This window comes from Sphingomonas mucosissima (genome assembly GCF_002197665.1).
GTDB lineage: Bacteria > Pseudomonadota > Alphaproteobacteria > Sphingomonadales > Sphingomonadaceae > Sphingomonas > Sphingomonas mucosissima.
On record NZ_NBBJ01000003.1, the window covers coordinates 1 to 24,315 of the forward strand.

Annotated in this window: 25 protein-coding genes; 14 read left to right on the plus strand and 11 right to left on the minus strand. The window is 65.3% G+C overall.

The window, feature by feature from the left end:
- Positions 1 to 515: 515 nt before the first annotated feature.
- The 3 genes from SPMU_RS09745 to SPMU_RS09755 form a co-directional block, all read right to left on the minus strand.
- Entirely contained in the window at positions 516 to 1,496 is a 981-nt protein-coding gene (locus tag SPMU_RS09745; RefSeq protein WP_088333720.1) for an aldo/keto reductase, read from the minus strand.
- A 98-nt stretch (positions 1,497 to 1,594) separates the two neighbouring features.
- Positions 1,595 to 1,843, minus strand: coding sequence for a hypothetical protein (locus SPMU_RS09750; protein WP_088334070.1), 249 nt, complete (start codon positions 1,841 to 1,843; stop codon positions 1,595 to 1,597).
- Positions 1,844 to 1,878: 35 nt separating this feature from the next.
- Positions 1,879 to 2,466, minus strand: coding sequence for a hemerythrin domain-containing protein (locus tag SPMU_RS09755; RefSeq protein ID WP_088334071.1), 588 nt, complete (start codon positions 2,464 to 2,466; stop codon positions 1,879 to 1,881).
- 211 nt (positions 2,467 to 2,677) lie between these two features.
- Here SPMU_RS09755 and SPMU_RS09760 point away from each other — a divergent pair, with 211 nt between their 5' ends.
- The 5 genes from SPMU_RS09760 to SPMU_RS09780 all read left to right on the plus strand — a co-directional run bounded on the left by SPMU_RS09760 (position 2,678) and on the right by SPMU_RS09780 (position 7,725).
- Positions 2,678 to 3,826 (plus strand): zinc-dependent alcohol dehydrogenase, encoded by a 1,149-nt coding sequence (locus SPMU_RS09760; protein WP_088333721.1) that lies wholly within the window; start codon positions 2,678 to 2,680, stop codon positions 3,824 to 3,826.
- 13 nt (positions 3,827 to 3,839) lie between these two features.
- Complete coding sequence (locus SPMU_RS09765; protein WP_088334072.1) at positions 3,840 to 4,394, plus strand: hypothetical protein; 555 nt, start codon at positions 3,840 to 3,842, stop codon at positions 4,392 to 4,394.
- Between the two features lie 368 nt (positions 4,395 to 4,762).
- Complete coding sequence (locus tag SPMU_RS09770) at positions 4,763 to 6,616, plus strand: M61 family metallopeptidase (protein ID WP_169715679.1); 1,854 nt, start codon at positions 4,763 to 4,765, stop codon at positions 6,614 to 6,616.
- A 53-nt stretch (positions 6,617 to 6,669) separates the two neighbouring features.
- Positions 6,670 to 6,951 (plus strand): DUF6894 family protein, encoded by a 282-nt coding sequence (locus SPMU_RS09775; RefSeq protein WP_088333723.1) that lies wholly within the window; start codon positions 6,670 to 6,672, stop codon positions 6,949 to 6,951.
- 81 nt (positions 6,952 to 7,032) lie between these two features.
- Entirely contained in the window at positions 7,033 to 7,725 is a 693-nt protein-coding gene (locus tag SPMU_RS09780; RefSeq protein WP_088333724.1) for an HAD family hydrolase, read from the plus strand.
- Here the strand turns inward: SPMU_RS09780 and SPMU_RS09785 are convergent.
- Entirely contained in the window at positions 7,722 to 8,873 is a 1,152-nt protein-coding gene (locus tag SPMU_RS09785) for a hypothetical protein (RefSeq protein WP_088333725.1), read from the minus strand. The genes SPMU_RS09780 and SPMU_RS09785 overlap by 4 nt on opposite strands.
- On the minus strand, positions 8,870 to 9,994 hold the full coding sequence (locus SPMU_RS09790) for a hypothetical protein (protein ID WP_088334073.1): 1,125 nt from the start codon (positions 9,992 to 9,994) through the stop codon (positions 8,870 to 8,872). The genes SPMU_RS09785 and SPMU_RS09790 overlap by 4 nt, the downstream gene beginning before the upstream one ends.
- Positions 9,995 to 10,034: 40 nt before the next feature.
- Here SPMU_RS09790 and SPMU_RS09795 point away from each other — a divergent pair, with 40 nt between their 5' ends.
- The 4 genes from SPMU_RS09795 (at position 10,035) to SPMU_RS09810 (ending at position 14,281) form a co-directional block, all read left to right on the plus strand.
- Entirely contained in the window at positions 10,035 to 11,330 is a 1,296-nt protein-coding gene (locus tag SPMU_RS09795) for a lipopolysaccharide biosynthesis protein (protein ID WP_169715680.1), read from the plus strand.
- Positions 11,331 to 11,580: 250 nt separating this feature from the next.
- Positions 11,581 to 12,624 (plus strand): diacylglycerol/lipid kinase family protein, encoded by a 1,044-nt coding sequence (locus SPMU_RS09800; protein WP_140418445.1) that lies wholly within the window; start codon positions 11,581 to 11,583, stop codon positions 12,622 to 12,624.
- Entirely contained in the window at positions 12,621 to 13,523 is a 903-nt protein-coding gene (locus tag SPMU_RS09805) for a hypothetical protein (protein ID WP_088333728.1), read from the plus strand. The genes SPMU_RS09800 and SPMU_RS09805 overlap by 4 nt, the downstream gene beginning before the upstream one ends.
- Positions 13,520 to 14,281, plus strand: a complete 762-nt coding sequence (locus SPMU_RS09810) for an NTP transferase domain-containing protein (protein WP_088333729.1) — start codon at positions 13,520 to 13,522, stop codon at positions 14,279 to 14,281. The genes SPMU_RS09805 and SPMU_RS09810 overlap by 4 nt, the downstream gene beginning before the upstream one ends.
- Before the next feature lie 10 nt (positions 14,282 to 14,291).
- Here SPMU_RS09810 and SPMU_RS09815 read toward each other — a convergent pair whose 3' ends face one another.
- Complete coding sequence (locus SPMU_RS09815) at positions 14,292 to 15,179, minus strand: DMT family transporter (protein WP_088333730.1); 888 nt, start codon at positions 15,177 to 15,179, stop codon at positions 14,292 to 14,294.
- Between the two features lie 115 nt (positions 15,180 to 15,294).
- Positions 15,295 to 16,167 (minus strand): type 1 glutamine amidotransferase, encoded by an 873-nt coding sequence (locus SPMU_RS09820; RefSeq protein WP_245833030.1) that lies wholly within the window; start codon positions 16,165 to 16,167, stop codon positions 15,295 to 15,297.
- 74 nt (positions 16,168 to 16,241) lie between these two features.
- Here SPMU_RS09820 and SPMU_RS17225 point away from each other — a divergent pair, with 74 nt between their 5' ends.
- Together SPMU_RS17225 and SPMU_RS09830 are read left to right on the plus strand one after the other, a co-directional pair.
- The gene (locus SPMU_RS17225; protein ID WP_088333731.1) at positions 16,242 to 16,478 is read left to right on the plus strand and encodes a hypothetical protein; all 237 of its coding nucleotides are present in this window, start codon (positions 16,242 to 16,244) and stop codon (positions 16,476 to 16,478) included.
- Positions 16,479 to 16,615: 137 nt separating this feature from the next.
- A complete protein-coding gene (locus tag SPMU_RS09830) occupies positions 16,616 to 17,131 on the plus strand; it encodes a hypothetical protein (protein ID WP_088333732.1) in 516 nt (171 codons plus the stop codon).
- A 606-nt stretch (positions 17,132 to 17,737) separates the two neighbouring features.
- Here the strand turns inward: SPMU_RS09830 and SPMU_RS09835 are convergent.
- The 4 genes from SPMU_RS09835 to SPMU_RS09850 all read right to left on the minus strand — a co-directional run bounded on the left by SPMU_RS09835 (position 17,738) and on the right by SPMU_RS09850 (position 20,847).
- Complete coding sequence (locus tag SPMU_RS09835) at positions 17,738 to 18,085, minus strand: hypothetical protein (protein WP_245833032.1); 348 nt, start codon at positions 18,083 to 18,085, stop codon at positions 17,738 to 17,740.
- Entirely contained in the window at positions 18,067 to 19,032 is a 966-nt protein-coding gene (locus tag SPMU_RS09840) for an SDR family oxidoreductase (RefSeq protein WP_088333733.1), read from the minus strand. The genes SPMU_RS09835 and SPMU_RS09840 overlap by 19 nt, the downstream gene beginning before the upstream one ends.
- Entirely contained in the window at positions 19,029 to 19,445 is a 417-nt protein-coding gene (locus SPMU_RS09845; protein WP_088333734.1) for a cupin domain-containing protein, read from the minus strand. Before SPMU_RS09845 ends, SPMU_RS09840 begins: the two co-directional genes overlap by 4 nt.
- Before the next feature lie 64 nt (positions 19,446 to 19,509).
- A complete protein-coding gene (locus SPMU_RS09850; protein WP_088333735.1) occupies positions 19,510 to 20,847 on the minus strand; it encodes an ABC1 kinase family protein in 1,338 nt (445 codons plus the stop codon).
- Between the two features lie 205 nt (positions 20,848 to 21,052).
- On the opposite strand from SPMU_RS09850, the gene SPMU_RS09855 reads away from it, so the two are divergent.
- The 3 genes from SPMU_RS09855 (at position 21,053) to SPMU_RS09865 (ending at position 24,237) form a co-directional block, all read left to right on the plus strand.
- A complete protein-coding gene (locus tag SPMU_RS09855) occupies positions 21,053 to 21,499 on the plus strand; it encodes a hypothetical protein (RefSeq protein ID WP_088334078.1) in 447 nt (148 codons plus the stop codon).
- Between the two features lie 216 nt (positions 21,500 to 21,715).
- Positions 21,716 to 22,957, plus strand: coding sequence for an LLM class flavin-dependent oxidoreductase (locus SPMU_RS09860; RefSeq protein ID WP_088334079.1), 1,242 nt, complete (start codon positions 21,716 to 21,718; stop codon positions 22,955 to 22,957).
- A 44-nt stretch (positions 22,958 to 23,001) separates the two neighbouring features.
- Positions 23,002 to 24,237 carry an acyl-CoA dehydrogenase family protein gene (locus SPMU_RS09865; protein ID WP_088333736.1) on the plus strand — a complete coding sequence of 412 codons (1,236 nt, stop codon included), beginning with the start codon at positions 23,002 to 23,004 and terminating at the stop codon, positions 24,235 to 24,237.
- The last annotated feature ends 78 nt before the right edge of the window (positions 24,238 to 24,315 follow it).

Sequence of the window (24,315 nt, forward strand, 5' to 3'; positions counted from 1 at the left end):
GTAACAAAGGACATACAGGTCAGGCTTGGCTTTAACCGAGAAACCGACACCCTGAGGTTGCCGGACCCGGAGCCGCCGCCCACATGTCCCTTCATCTAAACCAACAATGTCAAAGAGCGACAAAAACTGACGCCTCGACCTACCCCTCTTTCGCGGGGCGACCATGGCGCCTTGTTTTCGCTAACCACTCCAGCAACCCGTCCGGGCCGCCGCTGCGGTGAAACCCATCTAGGGAACACACCCCCAACCGTCAAACACTTTTTGCGGATTGCGCAAAATTTCTCGAGAAAGTTGCGGTTTTCCCGAGCGTTATCGAGGGTCGCCTCTCGCGGCGACCCCATTGGCCGCACTGCCGTCCTCTCGGGAGTCGTCCCCTTCGCGGACGCTTACTGCGCCGAGTCTGCCGCTGAGAATCGATCCTTGCGTTCGACTTCCGGCTTTGCTCCGAATCGTCGGCCGAGTTTGCTAGGCTCCGGCCTTTCTGCGATTCGGCCTGGCTCCCGGTCCCATGCACGCTACTGAAAGCCGACCACCGCATGCGGCACATAGGCCTGCTCGAGGCGGCGGAGCTCCTCATCGCTGAGAACGATGTCGAGTGCAGCGACGGCATCCTCCAGATGGCCTTGCTTCGAAACGCCAATGATCGGGGCGGACACGACCGCCTTCGACAAGACCCATGCCAGCGCGATCTGCGCGCGTGGCACGCTTCGTTCGCTTGCTACCGCAGCGACCGCTTCGACCACCTTCCTGTCCGCGTCGGCGGTTTGAGCATAAAGCGTTTGGCCGAACTTGTCGGTCTCTGACCGCGCGGTCGATTCGCCCCAGTCACGCGTCAGCCGCCCGCGCGCGAGCGGGCTCCAGGGAATGACGCCAATCCCTTCCGCTTCGCACAGCGGCAGCATCTCGCGCTCTTCCTCACGATACAGCAGATTGAGGTAGTTCTGCATGGTGACAAAGCGGGTCCAGCCGTTCGCGTCTGCCGTGTGCAGCATGGTCGCGAACTGCCAGGCGAACATGGAGGAAGCGCCGATGTAGCGCGCCTTGCCGGCCTTCACGACGTCGTGGAGCGCTTCAAGCGTTTCCTCGATCGGCGTCTCGTAGTCGAAACGATGGATCTGGTAGAGATCGACATAGTCGGTGCCCAGGCGAGCCAGGCTGGCGTCGATCTCGTGCATGATCGCCTTGCGGCTTAACCCGGCACCGTTGGCCCCGGGACGCATCCGTCCGTGTACCTTGGTGGCGATGACCACCTCGTCGCGCCGCGCGAACTCCTTCAGCGCTCGCCCGACGATCTCCTCGGAGCTGCCGTCAGAATAAACATTCGCGGTGTCGAAGAAGTTTATGCCGGCCTCAATCGCCTGACGAAGCAGCGGCCGGCTTTGCTCCTCATCAAGTGTCCATTCGTGATTACCGCGTCGGGGATCGCCATAGGTCATGCAGCCCAAGCAAAGCCGCGACACGTCGAGGCCGGTGGCACCCAGCTTTACATAGTCCATCCGGACTCTCCCGCCCCTTGCCACGATTGGCATCTATCATCGTGCGAACGCCCGTGCGTCCCGGCGCAGGTCAAACGCCGTGACGCAAGCCGCCAACGCTATTCGGTTGATCCCGCATTGGGCTGCTCACCCGTCTTTTCCTCGCCGAGCTGACCGGTGCCATGATAAGCCCGTCCGGTCTGGCCACCGTCAAAGCCGCCGGGTTCCTTGCCGGTGTGCGGATTGGGATACGCGCCGCCCTGGCTTTCCCCGCTGCTGTGCCGGCGGCTTGCCACTTCGCCATTCTCATCGGGAACATGCGGCGTCGTCCCACCGCCGTCAGCCTGCATCGGTTGCTTGTCCGTCATGTCGATCTCCAAGATAATTTCCGGTAGCGGAGCGCTCAGGCCAGCTTGAAGCCTTCCTTGTTCATCGCTGCCGTCACGTGCTTGTTCTGCTCCTCGGACAGCTGCGATCGAAGCCGCGGGAACAGGTCTTCTTCTTCTTCGCGCATGTGGCTTTCGATCATGGCGCGAAACTCCTTCAGCTTGGGGAGCCATTTCGGATCGTCCTTCGGCATCTCGCCGAGATCGAAGAAATATTGCTTCACATAGCCATGTTCGTGATTGAGGTGATCGGCCGCTTCGGTCAGCCCGTGATCCCGCATCATGGCGTACACGACGTTCTCTTCCTGAAACGCGTGCTTGCCGATCGCATGCTTCAACTGCGCAAGAAGCATCGAACGGCGCGCCACGGCGCCGTCGGGCGTCGCCTCGAGCAGATCAAAGATCTTCAGCGCGGCGGCATGCTCGCCGGCGAGCGCCTTGTCCCAATTTCCGGCGAACGCCGATGGCGCCTGCACCGCGGACTTGCGCAGCAGATTGGCCGCAAGGCCGATCGCAATTCCCGCCGCCGCGCCGATCGCCATCGTCTGCTTGCTAGCGCCCTGCGTATGAGCGCCCGTGTTCGCTTCAGTGCTCGAAGTCGCCATGTCCTGCTCCTCTGTCGAGTCAGCAACGACAGGACGGGCGGGGTGTTCCTGCAACGATGCCGGCGGCTGCTCTTTCGTAATGATCCAGATCAAGCCCACGGCCGGAAAACCTCGCCCGGCACCCGATTTGCAACAAAGGAGGGGAACTGAAGATACCGTCCCGACTTGAAGCTCTTAATCGAGCAACGCCGCTCGTATGGGAGCCCTTCGCATGCTGGCGATGAACTACCGCGGACCTTATCGTGTCCGTGTCGACGAAAAGCCGATGCCGCAGATCCTTCATCCGGAGGACGCGATTGTTCGCGTGACGCGATCGTGCATTTGCGGGTCCGACCTTCACCTTTATCACGGCATGGTGCCGGACACCCGCGTGGGCATGACCTTTGGCCATGAGTTCTGCGGCATCGTGGAACAGGTTGGGCCGGAAGTGCGCAATCTGAAGGTCGGCGATCATGTGCTCGTTCCCTTCAACATCGCCTGCGGCAAATGTCATTTCTGCCAGCAGGGATTGTTCGGCAATTGCCACGAGGCAAATGCGCAGGCGACCGCCGTGGGCGGCATCTTCGGCTATTCGCACACCGCCGGCGGGTATGACGGCGGACAGGCGCAATATGTGCGTGTGCCATACGCCGATGTCGGTCCGATGGTGATCCCCGACTGGATGGATCCCGACGACGCCGTGTTGCTGACCGACGTGGTGCCTACGGGCTATCAGGCCGCCGAGATGGGCGGCATCCAGCCCGGTGACACGGTGGTGGTGTTCGGCGCAGGGCCGGTCGGGCTGATGGCCGCACGCTCGGCCTGGCTGTTCGGCGCCGGGCGCGTGATCGTCATCGATCATCTGGACTATCGCCTGGAGTTCGCCCGCGTCTTCGGGCCCGCTGAAGTGTATAACTTCCGCGAGATCGACGACATGGCCGTCTTCCTGAAGAAGCAGACCGACTCGCTGGGCGCGGATGTCTGCATCGATGCGGTCGGCGGTGATGCGGCCGGCAATGCGCTGCACTATCTGTTCGGCACCAAGCTGAAGCTGGAGGCCGGGAGCGCCATTGCGCTCCACTGGGCGATCAACTCGGTGAAAAAAGGCGGGATCGTCTCGATCGTCGGTGTTTACGGACCGACCGGCAACATGGTCCCGATCGGCAACGTGGTGAACAAGGGCATCACCATTCGTGCCAACCAGGCGTCGGTGAAGCGCCTGCTGCCGCGGCTGATCGACCATATCAAGGCGGGGCACATCAATCCGAAGGCGATGATCACTCACCGCGTACCGCTGGCGGACATTGCGGACGCTTATCACCTGTTCTCGGCAAAGCTCGACGGCTGCATCAAGCCGGTGCTGCTGCCGAATGGCCAATAAGCGGAGGCGCGCGATGACGAAGCAAATGGTCGACACATCCAAAATCCCCGGCTGGGGCGCGGATGCGGATCCGGAGAACGACCCGACGTATCCGATCCGCCATATTGAGGATCAAAAGTCGCGCGGGCTCACCTGGACCCGCCCGACGCAGCAGATCCCGAACGTCGAGATACTGCGCTCGATCGAGCACAATCGGCTGCCCGCGGTGATCGGCACCTCCACGCCGCCAAGCGGGCTTTCCGGCGCCATCCGCCGCTATGCGTTCCGGCGCAGCGAATCCGATTGGCTGCATTGGCTGCTGCTGATGGGCGCGGACCGGATCAACGTGGTGGAAGGCGTGGTGGAGGACCTTACCCGCGGCAAGGTGCCCAACATTCCGGGCGAGATGGGCGCCCGCGCGGAGTGGCAGCACAACAAGACGGGCTTTGCGGTAAAGGCCGGCGCGACAGCCGCGATTGCCGCAGTTTTGGTCGCTGCCATTCGCGGCCGCCAAAGCGAGAAAAGCGTGTCGCCTGCTGCTCCTGCGGAGCCGGCAGATCCGGACAAGGCGCTCTTCATCCCATATTGAGCAACCAGGCGTTGCCATGGGCGGCCTCCAGCGCGCCGCACATGGCAATGCCGGCACACCGATACGCCCGAAATGCGAAAGGCCGCCCTCTTGCGAGAGCGGCCTTTCCATTGTCAGCCTTTCGCGGCTCTCGTCAGGCGAGAACCTCCGGCGCGGAGGTCACGTCCATCAGACTTGCCGCGAGCGGCGTGAGACAATGAGACATTCGACCACCTCCTTTCCGTTGTTGAACGATGATCGGGATATAAGCGGGCGTCCTTTTGTTTCAATGACTTGCCGCGGGCACAATCGGTAAAAAAACGATGCTGTCCCCATCGCGCTTGGCATGGATCAAGGACTCGGCCGTCCCCGCCCGGCATGAAACGGCAATGACGGATCTCCCCCGACCACTTTCGCAGCCACTTCCCCTTCCCGAGCCGGAAGATGTGGCGTTTGCTGGCACCATACGGCTGCACGTGGATGCGAGCGACGTCCTGCGCCGCATCTTTCGCGTGCATGAGGTGATCCCCGTCCCGGGAAAGGGCGTGTACACGTTGCTGCTGCCCAAATGGCTCCCTGGTTATCATGCGCCTCAAGCGCCGATCGAGTTGCTTGCGGGGCTCGCGTTCGAAGCAGCCGGCGAGCCACTACACTGGTCGCGTCACCCCACTGAAGTTCACGCCTTTCACGTCAGCGTGCCGGATGGAGCGACCGAGATCGACGCGCGCTTCCAGTTCCTCTCGCCGACCAGCAGCGCGCAAGGGCGCGTGGTCGTCAGCCCTGATCTGCTGAACCTGGAGTGGAACTGCGTGGTCCTTTATCCCGCAGGCCATTTCTCCCGCAGAATAGCGGTCGACGCCAAATTGACGCTCCCGGAGGGCTGGCAGCTCGCCACCGCGTTGCCGTTCGCGTCCCAGACAGGTGATACCGTTCAGTTCGAGACAATTCAGCTCGATGAGCTGGTGGATTCGCCGGTGATGGCAGGCCGGCATTATCGCCGGATCGAGCTGGACGACGGCGGCGTCACGCTGAACGTCTTTGCCGACGCGGCGCATCAGCTTGCCGCCACTGAGGAGCAGATCGCGCCGCACCGGGCGGTCGTCACGCAAGCGGATCGACTGTTCGGGCGTCGGCCGTTTGACCGCTTCGAGGTGCTGCTCGCGCTTAGCGACGAAATCGGCAGCATCGGCGTGGAGCATCACCGCTCCTGCGAGATCGCGAGCATCGGGGAATATTTCACCGATTGGGACAACAGCTTCCCGCGTCGCGACAGCTTTCCGCACGAATATATCCACGGTTGGAACGGCAAGCATCGGCGTGGCGCGGATTCATGGGCGCCATGCTTTTATCAGCCGATCCGCAACAGCCTGATGTGGGTGTATGAGGGCCAGACCCAATATTGGGACCGCGTGCTATGCGCCCGTTCCGGGTTGTGGACGCGTGAGCAAACGCTCAGCGCACTCGCGGATATCGCAGCCACGCACGACATGCAGGCGGGATCGCGCTGGCGCCCTGTCAGTGACACGACGAAGGACCCGATCATCGCGGCGCGTGCGCCGCTGCCCTGGCCCAGCTGGCAACGCAGCGAGGATTATTACACCGAAGGCGCCCTCATCTGGCTGGACGTGGATACGCGCATTCGCGAGCTGACCGGCGAGGCGCGCTCGTTGGACGATTTCGCCCACACCTTCTTTGGTGCCGAACTGCCCGTCGACGGCATAACCCGCACGTACCTGTTCGACGACGTCGTCCGAACCCTGCGCGATATCGCCGACGAGGATTGGTCGGCGTTCTTCGTCGAGCGGCTGCATGATACCCGCAGCGATGCGCCTCTCGCCGGCATCAAGCGCGGCGGCTACCGCTTGGTTTACCGAGCGGTGCCCAGTGAGATGTGGCGCGCCAAGGAGCAACTGAGCGGAATTCGCAGCTTCATCTATTCGCTGGGTCTATCCGTGTCCTCCGATGGGGAGGTCCAGGAGGTGCGCTGGGAAAGCGCCGCCTTCGACGCCGCGATCACCGCCGGCACCAAGCTGATCGGTGTAAACGGACTCACCTTCACACCTGACGCGCTCGACCGCGCGATCGAGGAGGCAAGCTCAGACAAGCCGATCGACTTGCTTGTGCAAGCCGGCAAGTATCAGCGCGAGGTGTCGATCGACTGGTCAGAGGGCCACCGCTACCCCGTTCTCGAGCCGATCCCTGGGAGCGTCCGCCGGCTGGACGATATCCTCGCGCCGCGGTGAATGATGGGCAGTAAAAGCTCGGATTTCACCAAGGCGCGGATTCATCACAACCTATGTTGAAGGTGGAAACTCCGCTTTGTTTCAAGCTTTTAAACCTCATGACCACCTACATCTTCCGTGTTCGCACACCTGACAACATCGTTCACCAGGTGCAGTGCAATGAGCTTCCGGATTTGGATGCAGCGATGGCACAGGCGCAGCGTTACGCACGAACATTGGTCCGCAATCCCGTTCGCCGGGGCGCCAGAACGATCGGCGGCGCCCTGGATGTTGAAGTGGCGGATCGGGCCATTGCGCGGCTCTTGCTGAGCGAGGTTGCGATCCAGATCTCCTGAGCGCGCAGGGGCGCAGTTGACGGGCGCGAGCAGCAGGCCGCGCTTTGACACACCGGGGTTGCGCATTGCACGGGCGGCGTGATGACCCACGCCCCCAAGGCCCTGCTCGCGATCTATGATCTCGACCGGACGATCACCAGCATGCCGACCTGGTCGCCGTTCCTGTTGTTCGCGGCACGGCGCCTCCGGCCCGCGCGGCTCGCGCTTCTGCCCGCTTTGCTTGGTCCTGCGGCGGCGCGCGCCATCGGCATCGTCGACCGCGACCGGCTAAAGGAACTGATGCATGCGATCATGCTCGGCCCTTCGCTCTCGCCACATTCACTGGAATCCGTTGCGGAGGCCTTTGCGGACTGGTTCGTACGCGATCACATCCGCCCCGGCGCACGCGCGCAACTGGCGGTAGACAAGCAGGAGGGGCGCCGCTGCGTCATCGCAACCGCGGCGCACCGCTTCTACGCGGCGCCGATTGCGCGACGGCTGGGGACGGACGATCTGATCGCGACCGAGGCGATGCGCGGCCCGGCCGGGGAGATCCTGCCGCGGCTGGGCGGGCCCAATTGCTATGGCCCGGCCAAGCAGGCGCTGATCGCCGCGTGGTTCGCGCAAAGCGGCTTGGACCGGGCAAGCACGCACATCCGCTTCTATTCCGATCACGCCACCGACGAGCCGACCTTCAACTGGGTCGATCAGCCCGTCGCCGTGAACCCGCATCGCAAGCTGCGGGCGCGCGCGGCCAGCCGCCACTGGCAAGTGGCGGATTGGGGCACGCCTTAGGCGCCGCCGCCGAACCGCTCGACGATCGCCTTCGCAGCCCGGGCGGAGGCGGATTGGTCCGTCACCGAGAAGGTCGTCGCGAAGGCCGCCTCCTGCGCGGCGCGGAAGCGCTCAGGCTCGCGCGCGGCACGCGCCAAGGCGACGGGCAGCGCCTCGACCCCGTCAATTACTTCCCCCAAATGCCAGTGCGCGAAATCCGCGCTATGCTCCCAGGCGGCACCGGTCGTGTTCAGGAAAAGCGCCGGGCGCGGCCGTGCGATCCATTCGTAAATCTGGCTGCTGGCGTCGCCGAGATAGATGTCCGCCGCCCGCGTATAGGTCATGTCCACGGATGCGTCGCTTCCCATGTCGACATGGATGTTCGGCAAGCGCCGATAGCGCGCCGCCACATCGCGCCGCCAGCGAACGACGCGGTGCTCGACGGAGGCGTGAACACGCCGCTGCGCGAGCATGACGTGCGGCGCCACCACCAGGTTGAAGTCCGACTGCCCAGCGAACCAACGAAGCACATCCGCCCCCATCGTGTACCAGGACGACAGCAGCGGATCGAAATGCGGATTGTAGAGCACCACCGGGCGATCATTGTCGAACAGGCGTGTCGGGGGCGCATCATCGATCGTGTCGAACTTCGGATAGCCGACAATGACATGGTTTTCCGGCGTGATCAGACTGTTGGCCAGCATCCGGTCCCGCACCTTGGCACCGGAAAGAAGCACGAGATCAAACCCGCGCATCACCTCGCGGAAACCCACCGAGCGATCCCCCGCGCCGTGCGGTATCCACACGAACTTAGGGTGATCGAGCCCGAAGCGATCGCGCAACAGGAGCGACGTGGTTTCCGGCACCACAAGCACGTCGAGCGCCGCGAACTCGGCCAGATTCTCGCGCAGCGTCGCAATACGCCGGAACGGCGCAATGAAGCGAAGCGCGCGATCCAGCGCCGCCGCGGTCTTGCCGATGTTCAGCGACACGAACCGCACCTGTTCGGCGGCGACGCCTAGCAGTGCTCGCACTTCGCGCTCCTGCGTCAGCGAAGACGTTAGGACGACCGCCTCCACCTTCGGGTAGCGTACGATTTCGGCGATCACCGGCGCCGTATGGCGGATTTGGTGCAAGGCATCGTGATTGAAGAGAAAGCCCACCTTCATGCGCGCTTCTCCCCCGTGAGATACGCAATCACGGCCTCCGCCGCCCGCGCCGCCGCGCCTGGCGACGTGTCCCCCAGGCTGGCCTTTGCCATCGCCTCCTGCCGCGGCCGATACATCGCGTGCCGCTCGGGTGCGGCATGGATCGCGGCCATCAAGTCCGCCGGATCGTCTACCACGTCGCCCAGATGCCAATGGGCGAAGCTCGGATCATCGCGCCAGTCGATGCGATGCGCGTTCAGGAACACGCAGGGCCGCGGCGTAGCCAAAAACTCGTAAACCTGGCTGCTGACGTCACCGACATAGATGTCCGCGGCCGCAGCATAGCTCATGTCCACGCAGCGGTCGGAGCCGGGATCCACCAGCACGTTTCCGGTGCTGCGCGCGCGCCAGCGGTCGCGCAGCGCCTCCCCGCGTCGGCGGAACAGCTTCACATGCGGCGCAACGATGAGGTTCATCGACGGATCGGCCGTGAAGCCCGCCAGCATCGGCTCGATAAACCGATACCATGAGGTAAGCTTCGGCTCCTTGTGCGCATTGTACAGCACGGTCGGCTGCGGCCGGTCGAACGGAAGATGGCCGGCCTCGGCGATCCGCGCCGCCGTATCCAGCTTCACCGATCCGGTCAGGGCATAGCCCCCTTTCCTGATCAGCCCCTCGGCCAGCATCCGCCCAGCCGTCTTTTCGCCCGCGAGCAGCACAAGGTCAAAGGTCGCGATCCGTGGAATAAAGCCACGTGCGCGGTCGCCGAAACCATGCGGACTGTAGATCAATCGCGGGCGCGTGGCGCCGAGCCGGCGCAACGCCGCCGCCGTATTCTCGACAGCGAACACAGCGTCGTAACCATTCAGTTCCGCGATGTTGTCGCGCATCACCATGTCCTTGAACATGCCAAGGCGCTTCAGCCGCTGCAGCCCCCGGGTGAGCGGCGACTTGCGCAGCGGCCGCTCCTCGATTGGCGGACCGCCCCACACGCGCGCAATCCGCGCCAAATGGTGCGGCGTCTCCGGGTCATTGTAGTAGTTGACGATCGTCCAGCCGGTTCGGCGTGCCAGTTCCAGCGCGATGGCCGCGCCATGGTAGCACTGATAGGCTTCTGCGATATAGAGGAAAGCGATGCGCATCCGCGTGCCCCATAGCGCGGTGGCGATTGGAAGACAGCCGTTGACGTCCCGCCTTGAAGCAATATCTCCGTTCCGGCGCGCGCTGCGCAATGTCGGCTGGCTGCTGACCGGCAAAGGGGTCGGGGCGGTGCTCAGCATCGTTTATCTGGCGCTCGCCACCCGCTCGCTGGGCGTTCAGGGCTTCGGCACCTTCACGCTGATCCTCAGCACGGCTCAGGCGGTCGCGGCGCTGGTCGGCTTCCAGACGTGGCAGATCGTGGTCCGCTTCGGGATGGCGCATCGGGAGAATGGCGCCGCCGGCGCGCTTTCGCGCCTGATCCGCTTCTGCCTCGCGCTGGATATCGGCGGGGCGCTGGTCGGGATCGCCATCGCCGGCGCGGCATTGTGGCTGATGCAGGCGCATTTCGCCTGGCCTGGGTCGCTCGCCTGGCAGGCGTTCGGCTTCTCCGTGATCCTCCTTTTATCGGTGCGCTCGACGGCGGTCGGCATTTTGCGCCTTCACGATCGGTTCGCGGTCGGTGCCGCGGCCGATTCCGTCACATCGATTGCACGCTTTGTCGGCGCGCTGGTCGCCGTGTGGCAGGGCGCGACGCTCACCGGCTTCCTGATCGCCTGGGCAGCGGCAGAGGTTCTGACCGCGCTCGGCTATTGGATCAGCGCCGCGCGCATTGCGCCACTTGCGATCGGGCGCTCGCGCGAGCCAGCAACGGTGGCCACCGAAAACCCCGGCATCTGGCACTTTGCTTTCGTCACCAACGTGAACTCCACGCTGAACGCCGCCAGCCGGCAATTCGCGGTGGTGCTGGTGGGGCTGCTCACCGGGGCTGCCGCCGCTGGCAACTACCGCCTCGCCTATCAGCTCAGCCAATCGCTGGTCCGCCTCGCAGACCTGTTCGCGCGCGGCGTCTTCCCGGAGGTGACCCGCGCGCACGCTGGGCAGCGCCATGGGGAATTGCGCAAGCTCGTGCGGCAATCGGCCAAGCTCGCGATGGGAGTGGGCCTCGCCACCTGCCTGCTGGTGCCACTTCTGGGGAAGTCGGCGCTCCACCTGATCGCGGGCGAGGCGTATCTTGGCGCCTATCCCGTCCTTGTGCTGCTGGGCCTCGCCGCCGGCTTGGACATCATGGCCGTCGGCTTCGAGCCGGTGCTTCTCGGCACTGGGCATGCCGGTCAGGCGCTGCGCATCCGAATGCTCTCGGCGGCTGTGCTCTTTGCGCTGGTCTTTCTGCTGATGCCATCGTTCGGAGTCATCGGCGCTGGCGCAGCATCTCTCCTCGCATCAGCTGTGGCGCTCCTCGCGCTGATGCGCAGCGCCTACGCGCTCGCCAGGGGCTGACAGCCCGGCAGACGGGCAAGCATCTTGAATTCACCAACGCCCGTCGCAACGTACAACGCCGGTCGAGCCCGCCCGCGCATGCACATGGGGCGGTCCGGATCGATCGGACGTGTGAAGCGCTCCCGGGAAAGAAGGGTCATTTATCCACTTCTGCTCCCGAAATGCCGCATTTGCGCCCACTTGCGGGGGCAACTCTGCAGCTTGGCGCGTAACATGCGTCTGTTGCAAATTTGTGAGGACGTCAGATTTCGTGAAAGTGCTATTCCCGACCGGCGACATTGTTCACCCCAGGGTCGGACCGCGCGCGGATCTGATGAACGGTTTCGGCCGCAAGCAGCTTACGGCGACGCCCAGCTCCTCCTTCCGCTTTCCGCGCGGCGCAGCGCGCGTCGGGATCATCAGCAATCCGCGCAGCCGGCGTAATTGGACGGTTGATCTGGAACGCAAGATCGGCCCCGGTGTCCTCGCCGCCGCACCCACCACGAATGAGCAGCTGGTGAAGACGCTGCGCTCGTTCGCCGAACAGGAGCTGGAGCTGCTCGTCATCGACGGCGGCGACGGCACGGTGCGCGATGTCCTCAGCGCGGCGGCCGGGATTTACAGTGACGATCTGCCGCCCCTCGCGCTCCTGCCATCGGGAAAGACCAATGCGCTTGCGCTCGACCTGGGGATACCCGTCGGCTGGTCGCTCCAGGACGCCATGGCTGCCCATGCCGCTGGTCGGATCCAGACACGGTCGCCGATCGAGATCCGGCGCGATGCGCAAGAGCCGCTTTGCGGCTTCATCTTCGGCGTCGGCGGCTTCGTGATGGCCACGGAGCTCGCGCAGTCCACGCACCGGTTTGGGGCGATCGACGGCCTTGCCGTCGGGCTCTCGCTGGTCGGTGCTGTGGCGCAAACCTGCTTTGGCAGCCTGGCAAACCGCTGGCGAGCCGGCGAGCGGGTCGAGATCTACGATTACGAGACGGGCGAGACGAAGGTCCGCAATCTCTATCTGCTGCTGGCCTCCACGCTTCAGCGGATGCCGCTCGGGACGAAGCCGCTCGGCAAGACAACCGCCGGCCTCGACGTCTTGGCCGCCGAGGCGCCACCTCGCCTGCTGCCGATCGCGGCGGCTGCGATCGTGGCCGGCCAGGAAGGTGGATGGCTGCAACGGCACGGCTATCATCACGCGCATGACATTCCGCCCGTGCAGCTCAAGCTCGAAGGCGGCTTCATCCTTGATGGCGAAATGTTCCCGGGCGGGACGATTGACGTCCGCACAGGTGCGCCGATCCGGTTCGTGACGCCGTGAGCGCCCTTACCGATTTTCTATCCGCCGAGCTCGATCGCCCTGTTCCTCCTGAGGTGGAGCATGCCGGCCGGGTAATCGCCGGTCGCCTCGGCGGCGCCGCGGTTCTGTTCTACGGCTCGGTGCTGCGGACCGGCGATTTAAGCGGATTGCTCGACTTCTACGTCCTGCGAGAAGGCCGCGCGCGCAGCGCGGTCGGCCGCTTGTTGTGGCCCGACGTCAGCTATCACGAGGTGAACGTCGGCGGCGAGGTGGTCCGGGCCAAGGTGGCGACGATGCCGCTCGATACCTTCTTGCGCGCGGCACAGGGCGGCACGCTCGACACCACGATTTGGGCGCGCTTCGTTCAGCCAGCCGCGCTGGTCTGGAGCAATGGGGCAAGCTTTCGGCAACGAACGATCGAGGCGATAGCGGAGGCCGGCATGACGGCCTCGCGCTTCGCCGCGCTGCACGGGCCAGAGCATGGCGATGCCATCGCATTCTGGCGCGCGCTGTTCCGCGCGACGTATTCTGCCGAGCTCCGGGTGGAGGCGCCCGGGCGTGAGGATCAGATCCTCGGCTATGATCAGCTGCGCTACAAAACGCTGCTGCCGCTTGCGTGGCGAGCGGCTGGGATCGACTTCGATCAGAATGGCGAGGATCTGTCCGCCCGCTTGCCCGAGCCGCTGGTCATTGCCCTTGCCACCGCCTGGTTGCGGCTGGAGCGAGCCGGCAAGCGGCTGAACCTGGCGCGGCTGATGAAAGCGGCGTTCACCTTTGACGGGGCAACCCGCTATGCCGCCTGGAAGATCGAGCGGCACACGGGCATGCAGGTGATGGTCACGCCGTTCCGGGAACGTCATCCGATCATGGCCGCGCCGGGGGTGCTTTGGCAGCTGTGGCGCCACACGGTGCTGCGATGATGCCAGCCGCGGTGGTGCTGGCGGGATCACGCGGTGGCACCGATCCGCTCGCCGACTATGCCGGTGTTTCCGACAAGGCGTTGATTGAGTTGAACGGCGAGACGATGCTGGCCCGCGTGCTTGGCGCGCTGCGCGCTGCCGGTGTGGTGAACGCGATCGTGGCCGCCAATGCACCGGCCGTGGCCGCCGAGGCCGCGCAGCATGGCGCGGGGATGGTGCCGGCGGCGGCCGGCCCCAGCGCCAGCACCGCCAATGCGCTTGCGGCGCTCGGCGCGCCCTTGCTGGTCACCACCGGCGATCATGCGCTGCTTCGCGCCGAATGGGTTCGCGATTTCGTGGCAAACGTGCCCCAGGGCGCGGATGTGGCGGTGCTGCTGGCCCGCCGCGAGTCGGTGGAGCGTGCCGCGCCCGGCTCGCGCCGCACGTATCTGCGCTTCGCCGACGGCGATTGGTCGGGTTGCAACCTCTTCCTGCTCGCCACGTCCAAGGCAGAGGCCGCCGTCCGGCTGTGGCAGGCGGTGGAGCGCGATCGCAAGCGCCCGTGGCGGATCGTCGGGCGGCTCGGCCCGGGGCTGCTGCTGCGCTATCTGATCGGCCGCCTGTCCCTGGCGGAGGCGATCGCGGCGCTTGGCCGGCGGGCTGGCGTGGTCGCCGCGGTGGTCGAATGCCGCGATGGGCTTGCCGCCGTCGACGTGGACAAGCCGTCGGACCTCGATTTCGTCCGCGCTTACCTCGCGAACCCTCCGCTCCCGGCCTGACCGCTGCGGTTCAGGCCTGTTCGCGTTCCGCCAGCAGCGGGCTTTGCGGACGGGATCGCAAGGCGACCACCAGCACCCCCGCGAGCGCCAGCATGGCACCGGCCACCATCCTGAGGTCAAGCTGGTCGCCGGTGAGCAGAACGCCGAAGGCAATCGTGAACAGCGGCGTCATCAGCGTGAGCGGCGCGAGCAGATTGGCCTCATACCGGCGGATCAGCCCATAATAGCTGGTATGCCCGATCACGGACACGACCAGCGCCGCAAACAGCACCGCGCCCACGAAAGGCCAGCCAATCGCCGTCGCGCTGGCCCATTGGTTCTGCTCAAACACGGCGGTCGCCAGCGCGAGGGGCAGAAACGACACCAGCCCCACCCAGGCCTGGAACCGCAGCGGCGCCACATCCTCCACCTGCTTCATCAGCACCGCGCCCAGCGATCCGGTAAAGGCAGCGCCGACGACGAACCACAGCCCGGCCGATAGCGCCACCCCTTCCGGGTTCCACACCACCAGCAGCACGCCGGCCAGCGTCAGCGCGATGCCGAGCCCGCGCCGCCAATGGATCCGCTCGCCCAGCATCACGATCGACAGCAGGGTGGTGAACGGCACGCCGATCTGGATCACCACGGCCGCGGCCGAAGGGCTTGCCGTTTGCAGGCCGATGAAGAGCAACGCAAAATTGCCCGCCCCCATCAGCAGGCCGATCACGATGATGCGCCAGCGCGGCCGCGGCATCGGGAGCAGCCAGGGCAGCGTGGCCGCGATCACCACCGCGAAGCGAACCGCGGCAAAGAACAGCGGCGGAATGCCCCATGCGCCGACCACGATCTTGCTCAGGACATTGCTGTATCCCCAGACAAGGCAGATCAGCACCAGCAAGAGGAAGTCGCGCACTTTCATGACAACACCCGTTGGCAGAGCCGAGCGCGCGACGCCAGCGCCTGACGCAATGGCTGGGCACCGCGCTCGCCAGCGCCGCTGCCCTCACCCGGTCGCGACGGCAGCGGCTGTGCCGCTACGCCCGCCCTCTTTGCGACCGCGTCGGCAGCACGAGCCGCTCAACGAAGTTACGGATCTCCCGCGTCCGGCGTTCCGGCACGGTAACCTCCTCGTCCAATCCCAGCCGCCATGCCAGATCCTTGCGGCCCGGCGCCTCATGCAGCGCCTCGACCAGCGCTGCGTGGCGGGCGACCGCCTCCGCGTCAGGGGCAAGTCCGTGTTCGACCAGGTCGTCTGACTGACGCCGCAACGCCGCCGCCACTTCGAACAGGCTGATCTCGGGGTGATATTGCACGCCCCAGAACACGCCCTTGCCGCATCTGATCTCGGCCGCCTGCACCGCGGTCGTGCCGTTGGCGCTCAGCAGGATGCTCGCTTCCGGCAGTCGCGCAACCTCATCGGTATGAATGGCGGGTGCGTCGAACACCGGCGGTCGCCCTGCAAGCAGCGGATGGCTTGTGCCTGCATCGGTCGCGTAGAGCCGCCGCGCAAACCCCGCCTCGCGGCGCGGCTCCATCGCCCGCACGCTGCCACCCGCCGCCACCGCGGCCACCTGAAGCCCGGCGCAGGAGCCAAAGGCCGGCGTGCCGGCGGCATAAACCGCCCGCATGAACTCAACGACCCGGCGCCCCTCAGCCGTTTCCTCATACAGGTGCATCGGTGACCCCGTGAGGAACACCGCATCGGCAGCTTCGAGCGCGCCGGCGGCAAGCGTATCGCCCTCATCGTCGGCAGGCGTGATCCGCTGCAATTCGGCGCCCGGCGCGATATGCCGCAACACGGCCTGAAAGGTTTCTCCGGAGCTTCGCCCCACGGAGGCGCGGCGCTTGTCGCGCGCGGCAGGCGTTTCGCTTTCGGCGATCAAGATCTTCATCGGCTTGCTGGTCACGCACTCATCCTTCTGAAGCGCATGAAACGGGCGAGCGGCGGGTCCGCTCCGATCGGATCGCCCTCAAGCGCGGCGTGAAGAGTGTGTATCAGCACTGCGACGAGCAGCATCTGCACCGCCACCTTGCCGAATTCCAATTCCGCTACAACCACCGCACCGCCAACGGCTTCAACGATCGCCACCGCGGCCAAGAAGCGCTCGCGGGCATCGTCGGGAGTGCATCACGTATCAGAGGCCTCACGTCCACGCCTAAGAAGGCGAAAGAGCAGGAGAAGCCCAAGATCCAGCGCTGGCGTACCAAACACCGGTGAGTCATTGGTGAACCGGGATCGTGGGGCAAATCACTCACGTTCAATCACTCTTCCCACACATTTCCACCACGGTGCGATTTAGGCGTTGCGTTCTGGCTGGTGGGAGCGTAGTGGATAGGTGCGAACGGAGATTAATCATGGCACAAGATGCGCTTGGTGCGCTTGACCTTGCTATCGAAGAGCTTGAGGCGGAGCTGCTGGGAAATCCGCGCTTTGCCTTGCTCACGCAGTTACGGGTAGCGCGAGACGCCTACATGGTGGCTTCCGAGGGAAACCTGTTTGCCTCCGGTGTGCCGCAAATTGTGATGAAGCGGCGCGAAGTGACGCCGAACCTCTCCCCGGATCGAGCTAAGGCATTCGAACTGTGCAAGAAGGCCCTGATCGGACAGACGCAGCCGGTTCGAACCCGCGATCTTTACGAGATGGTGGAGGAAAACGGCATCAACTTAAGTGGTGGCGCAAACAACCTCTCGTCACTGCTCTCACGCCATCCGTTAGTCTTTAAGGGCCACGGCCGCATGGGGTGGACTCTCAAACATTCGGGAAACGGAGCGGAGCCTGACTCTGGTGCGAACGGAGAAGGCTCCGCTCCGCTGTTTTCCTCTAGCCAGGAAGGGGGTGAGGACAATGAAGCCTCCACCGTGCATCACTAACTAGCGAGGAACTCCGGGGGAAACAGGTCTGTTACACCTGCCAACCTCGCAGCCCCGTTGGGGTGCAATCGCGACTATTATCACTCTTGCGAGCCGGGTGTCCGAAAGGCACCCGGCCTTTCATGTAGGTACCAGAACGGTTGGGATTTTGCAAATGCCGGGGACGCCCACCCCGACCCAGCTCCACAAGTTCAAGGAAGCAGCTCGCGAGCTAGAACGGACGACAACCCCGAACGCTTCAAGGAACGTTTGGCGAGAGTGGTGAAGCATAAGCCGGTGGAGAAGCAGGAGTGATCGCGCTGGTGATTGCACTTGCGTTGGGCGCACCGGAGCAACACCCGATGCGACCTTACCAGATGTGTTCCATAGAGAATGCATCAAATTGGACGACGGCATTTCCGATGCAGCCACAGTGGGGCAAGCCGTCGTTCGCCGCTGCTCACACGAAATGAAAGCGTCGGCGCGAGCGTCCGCCTCCGATATCCCCGCATATATGCAAGAATGTATTGTCAGGCATCTTGGAGAAGGGCGATCGGTATGGTTCAGACGCGGTTATAACCGCCCGCGCCGCTAGCCGTCCCGCTGGTTTTTGAACTACATCATCGCCTACGTTTTGCTCGAGGCCTCCAGGTCGGCGAACCAGTCGGCGTAGCGGGTGTTGCGCGCCATGTGCCGGTTCTCGTCGGGCGCGCCATCATCCCACCACACCGGTCCTCGCTCGCCGAGCGCCGTTTTCGCCGCCCCCACCCGCGCTCGGGCCGCGCCTAGCGCGCTTTGGTCAGCCGCGCGAAGCGCCGCGCCGACCGCCCGGCGCGCCGCCATGAGTTCTTGCACAAGGCGCTCGCGCGTCGCGTCCTCCAGCCGGGGATTGGCGCGACGCCACAAACGGCCGCGTACCACGATGTAGCGGCCGTCCGGCGTGACGGGCGGGTCGCTCAGCGATCGCGGCGCCACAGTAGCGCTGCGGCACCTGCCGCCATCAGCGCCGTGGCGCCGAACGCCAGGCCTGCTGCACGCCGCTGCTCAGGGCTCCGCCGTCCACCATCGGTTCCGCTTGCGGTCGCGGGCGGGTCGAACAACGCACCAACGCCATCCTCGCCCGGCGGCGCTTTGTCGGACCAATTGTCCATGAACCCGCTCATGACCGCCGCCGAGAGATTGGGGATGACGAACTGGCTGAGCTTCAGCGCGATCGCCGGTGCGCCAACGGCCGTTGTATTGCGCGGCCGGCGGGCGAGCCGCACCACGGCCCTCGCCACCGTTTCAGGGGCCAGCGCCCCCGGCGGCAGCGTCAATCGCGCGCCCGTGTAATTGCCGGCGTGATCGACGCCGGGCGTATCGACGAACGTGGGATAGACGTCGCACACATGGATGTGCGGCTTCTTGGACAATTCGCCGCGGAGCGCCTCGCTGAAGCCACGCAGGCCGAACTTGCTGGCCGCATAAGCTGCCGCATAGGGGGTCGCCACAAAGCCGCCGACCGAGATCATGTTCACCCAGATGCCGCGATCCTGCGCCAGGAAGATCGGCAGCACCGCATGCACATCGTTCAAGTGGCTGATGAGGTTCGTTTCGATCACGCGCCGGTGGTCGGCAATCGGCACGTCCTCATATCGGCCGACCACGCCCACGCCGACGCAGCTGAACCACAGGTCGATACCGCCGAGCAGGTCCGCGGCTTCCGCGGCCAGGTTGGCCACCGCGCCGGCATCGGTGGCATCCACCACCCGGACGTGCGCGGTGCCGCCTGCCGCACGGCATTTGGCGGCGATGTCGGCGAGGCCGGCTTCGCCGCGCGCCGCCAGCACAACGGCGCCGCCGTCCTGCGCAAACGCAATCGCGGTCGCCGCGCCGATCCCGCTCGATGCGCCAGTGATGACGACGCGGCGGACGCGGCTCATTTCCCGATCGCTTCCTTCACCTTGTCCGCGGCTTTGGACAGCAGGCCCTTCTCGGCTTCCTCGGCTTCTTCCTTGGTCTTGAAGGCCGCGCCCTCCGGCTCGGCAGGCGGCGCATAGACGGAGAAGAGCTTCAGCTCGCCCGAGCCCTTGTTGACGATATTGTGCTCCGATCCCTTGGGCACCACTACCATGTGGTTCGCACCGGCCTTGGTGGAATGGCCATCGATCACGACCTGCGCTTCCCCGTTGACGATGAAGGTCGTCTGATCGGCAGGATGCGTCTCCATGCCGATTTCCTCACCAGCCGGGATGCTCATCAGCACGATCTGGATCTTGCGATCGCGATACACCTCCTTTTGCCAGAGCGTGTTCTTGGTCGCGAGTTCGATCATGTCCTTGTTGAAGATCGCCATGACGGTGTTCCTTTGCTTGTCGAGGCAAAGGACGATTGTCGCGCGGGCCCGTTCCCCGTGGGCGCTAAGATTTGCCGCCGAGCGGCGCGTGCCGGTGCGCCTCGATCGTGCCGCGCAGATCGACCTGCGCCTTCAGATTGGCGCACAGCAAGGCGGTGCCGCTCACCTTGCGCTGGACAAACAGCGTGTCGACCGGCGGCACGTGCCACGTCTGCCGATCACGCGCCATCGGGATCGCCTCCTCCCGCACGACCGAGACGAACCCGCGGTCGCCGAAATCGAACGTGCCCGGCCGGTGCAGCTCCGCCACGATCACATCGATCATCCGGTCAACGATCGCGCGGTGGCGCGCGGCGGCGGCTTCTCCCAGGAACCCGGCCGCGATCGCCGCTTCGCGCACCTGCTCGCGATCGCCGTCGAGCGCGGTCATCAGCAGCCGGTGATAGCCGGTCTGGGTGGCGGGCTCCACCGTCCGTGCGGCGCCGAAGTCGAGCAGCACCAGTCGCCCCGTCTCATTCTGCCAGCGGTAATTGGCGAAGTTGGGATCGGTCTGCATCAGGCCCCAGTCGAACAGCTCGCGCAGCACCAGCGATACCAGCGCCCCCGCGGCTTTATCGCGCACCGCCTGCGGCTCACCTTCCAGCGTCTCGATCGGAGCCCCGGCTACGAAGTCCATCGCCAGCACCTGCCCGGTACTCAGCTCGGGGACTGACCCGGGCACCACATAGGCCGGATCGTCGCCGATCAACGTGCGATAGCGCTCCAGCATGGCCGCTTCGCGCCGGTAATCGGCCTCGTCGTGCAGCTGTTGTTTGGCCTCTGCGAGCAGCGGCGCAATGTCGATCTCGCGCGGCAGCAGGCCCGATACACGCAGCAGCGTCGCGACATTGTCGACATCCGCGTCGATGCTGCCGGCGACGCCGGGATATTGCACCTTGATCGCCAGCGCTCGCCCGTCGGGCAGCTCCGCGCGATGCACCTGGCCGATCGAGGCGGCGGCGATCGGATGCGCCTGGAAGTGGCGAAAGCGCCGCCGCCAGTCCTTCCCCCATTCGGTGGCCAGCACCCGCTCCAGCTGCGCTGGCGGCATATGGTGCGCATTGTCGCGCAGCCGGGCGAGGATCTGGGTCAGCTCCGGCGGCAGCAGCTCGCCGGCATCCATCGAGATCATCTGCCCCAGCTTCATCGCCGCGCCGCGCAGATGCGCCAGCTGGTCGGCTACCCGAGCGGCATTGGCCGGCGTCAGCAGCAGATCGCCCATCCGCGGGCGCTCCCCCGCGGCCAGCCGTCGGGTGCCCTCGGCCAGAACCCCGCCGGCCACGCCGCCCGCGAGTCGACCAAAGCGACCGAAGCGGGACAGTCTCCCGCTCGGCACCGCCCGACCACGTCCATCATCCGCCATTCTGGTCCTTTCACCGCACGCGACCGGCCTTGCTGGCCGGAGCACTCACGGAAGCGGCCAATATCAGCCAGTCCTCATCCAAGCGCCGCCCGATGCGTCCAGTTCCCCGGCCGCATCGCGCTGGCAAATCGGTGTGGTGCGATGTAGCGGGCAGCCGCTTTGGAAAAGCTGTCGATAGGGGCAGCCAATATGCTGATGGTGGTTGGTGGTAGACAGAAGTTGGGGCGGCCCGCCGCTCTCGAATGTGCCGGTGCGCACGAACGACAGCCTCGAGGAGCGCGCCGCCCGCCGCGCGCAAGCCCGCGAAGATCGTGCAAACGCGCGCGGCGGCGACATGGCAGAGCGGCTGGAAGCGCGCGCCAAGGCGCGCGAAGCGCAGGCGGCGGAGCGCGAACGGATCCGGCAGGAACGGCTTGAGGCAGAGGCCAAACTGGCCCAAAGCGATCCCCACACCGCCGCAGCGCAGCGCAAGCGCGGCTCGGGTCGCAAGGATATCGTGCGCGAACAACGCGATACGACCGGGTACGCCATGGTGGTAAATGCCGATCGCATCCGCAAACTGGCCGCCCGCGGCGCCTCGATCGCCAGCCTCTCCGCGGTGCTGGGGCTCAGCACCCAGGAGATCGAGGAAGCGCTCGCCGCCACGCCCTGACGCAAGCTGGCAAGGACACGTCCTTGTATTGACAAAGCCTGCCTGGGCGCGGATCAACTAAGTCAAGTCGATTAGAACCTGCGCCAAGCAGGTGGTGGCTTGAGCGGGGCGTCGCGGGGACGCCCTGGGGAGAGGATGCCGATCCGTTCGCGCCATCGGGACAATGCCCGAGCCGAGCCGTCGCGCGTCCAGGGCTTGACGCGTGAAAGGTTGACCATGGCTCGATTGAAATTCGGTGCATTCCTCGCCCCCCACCACCCGATCGGCGAGCATCCGATGCTCCAGATGCGCGAGGACATCCGCCTCGCGAAGCACCTCGACGAGCTCGGCTATGACGAATTCTGGGTCGGCGAGCATCACTCGACCGGCTGGGAAGTGATCGCCTCGCCCGAGATGTTCCTGGCCGCCGTCGGCGAGCACACCCAGCGCATTCGCCTGGGCACTGGTGTCGTCTCGCTGCCCTATCACCACCCCTTCAACGTCGCGCAGCGCATCGTCCAGCTCGATCACATGACGCGGGGGCGCGTGATCTTCGGCACCGGCCCCGGCGCGCTGCCGTCGGATGCGTACATGCTCGGCATCGATCCGATGACTCAGCGCGATCGGCAGGACGAGGCGATCGGCGTTATCCGCCGCCTGTTCGCGGGCGAGCGCGTCACGCATGAGAGCGACTGGTTCACGCTGAAGGATGCGCGGCTGCAGCTGTTCCCGCTGCAGGAGGAAATGCCCTTCGTCGTCGCCTCCTCGATCAGCCCCTCGGGCATGACGCTCGCCGGCAAATACGGCATCGGCGCGCTCTCGATCGGCTCCAACTCGGACGCCGGGCTCGCCGCGCTGCCGACGCAATGGAGCTTCGCCGAACAGACCGCCGCCAAGTCGGGCAAGACGGTCAGCCGCGACAATTGGCGCGTGCTGATGAGCTGGCACATTGCCGAAACGCGCGAGGAGGCACGCGCCCAGGCCGGCGCCGGCCTCATGAAATGGCACAATGAATATACCGTCGGCACGCTGATGCGCCCGGGCGCCAAGCCCTTTGCCTCGCCCGACGAAGCGGTGGACCTGACCGCCTTCGTCGATGGTGCCGCCGCCGTCATCGGCACGCCCGACGATCTCGTCGCCGCGATCCGCAAGCTTCACGCCTCGGCCGGCGGCTTCGGCACCGTGCTCGGCTTCGTCCACGACTGGGCGAACCGCGAGAATACCGCGAAAAGCTGGGATCTCGTCGCGCGCTACGTCATCCCGGAAATCCATGGCCTGCTCGAGGGCTATCGCACCTCGCGCCAATATGTCGTCGACCACCGCGACGCCTTCGAGCGCGCCGGTCAGGCCGTGCTGTCGAAGATCATGTCGCACGAAGGCGCCGCCGCCGCGCTCAAGGCGGGCATGGAAGGCAATGTCGCGATGCGCTCGCCCAACGCGCCCGATCTCAACAAGGCCGCTGCGGCGATGAAGGAATAAGCACCGGCGAGAGGCCCGGGCGCATCCATCAGGAGAGTGATACCATGTCGATCGATTTCGAGATTCCGGCCGAGGCCAAGGCGATCCGCGCCAAGGTCCGCCAATGGGTACAGGACGAATGCAAGCCCGCCGAAAAGCGGCTGACGGATGGCGAGGATTACAAGACCGTCCTCAATGAGCTGCGCGCCAAGGCACGGGTGCAGGGCCTGTGGTGCCCGTTCATCCCCAAGGAATATGGCGGCATGGGCCTTGGCCCGCTCGCCAACGCCCTCGTTCAGATGGAGCTGGGCGAAAGCCACCTCGGCGCGCTGTCGATGAACACGCAAGGCCCCGATGACGCGACGATGATGACGCTGCTGGCGCACGGCACCGATCATCAGAAGGAAAAGTATCTGAAGCCGCTGCTCAACGGCGAAAAGCGCATCTGCTATTCGATGACCGAGAAGGCGGCTGGCGCCGACGCGACGGGCATGCAGACCCGCGCGGTAAAGGACGGCAACGAGAATTACGTGCTGAACGGCGAGAAATGGTTCTCGTCCGCCGCCAGCGTCGCGGACATCGCGCTCGTCATGGCGATGACCGATCCCGAGGCCCCGCGCCATCAGCGCTATTCCACCTTCATCGTCGAACTGCCCAACCCTGGCTATCGCATCGTCCGCGATATCGAGACCATGGCGGTGCATGGCCCGCTAACCGAGATCCTCGGCGGCGGCCATTCGGAGGTCGAGATCAAGGATCTCGTCGTGCCAGCGGAGGATCTGCTCGGCGGCGAAGGCAATGGCTTCAACATGGGCCAGCATCGCCTCGCTTATGGTCGCCTGCGCCACGGCATGCACAATGTCTCGATGGCGCAACGCGCGCTCGATCTCGCCACTGCCCACGTCATCCAGCGCGAGACGTTCGGCAAGCTTCTGAAGGAGCGGCAGGGCGTGCAGTGGATGCTCGCGGATTGCGCAGCCGAAATCTACAAGGCGCGGCTGATGCTGCTCCACATCGCCTACAAGGCGGAGCGCGGCGACGACATCCGGCAGGAGAACTCGATCGCGAAGATCTTCCTGGCCAACATGGTTCATCAGGTGGTCGACACCGCCATCCAGCTACACGGCGCGTTGGGCTTCAGCCTCGATACCCCGCTCGCCGCCTGGTACACCCACATCCGCTCGCAGCGGCTGGTCGACGGCCCGGACGAAGTCCACCGCTGGACGGTGGGCCGCAACGTCATCAAGGCGTTTGAGCGCGAGGGCACGACCGCCTCGGCATGCGGCGGCGACCTGCTCTGACGACCCTCGGGGAGCGCCGCGGGGGCGACCCTTCCCGGTACCGATCGCGGCGGGATCGATACCGGGTGGCGTCCGTTT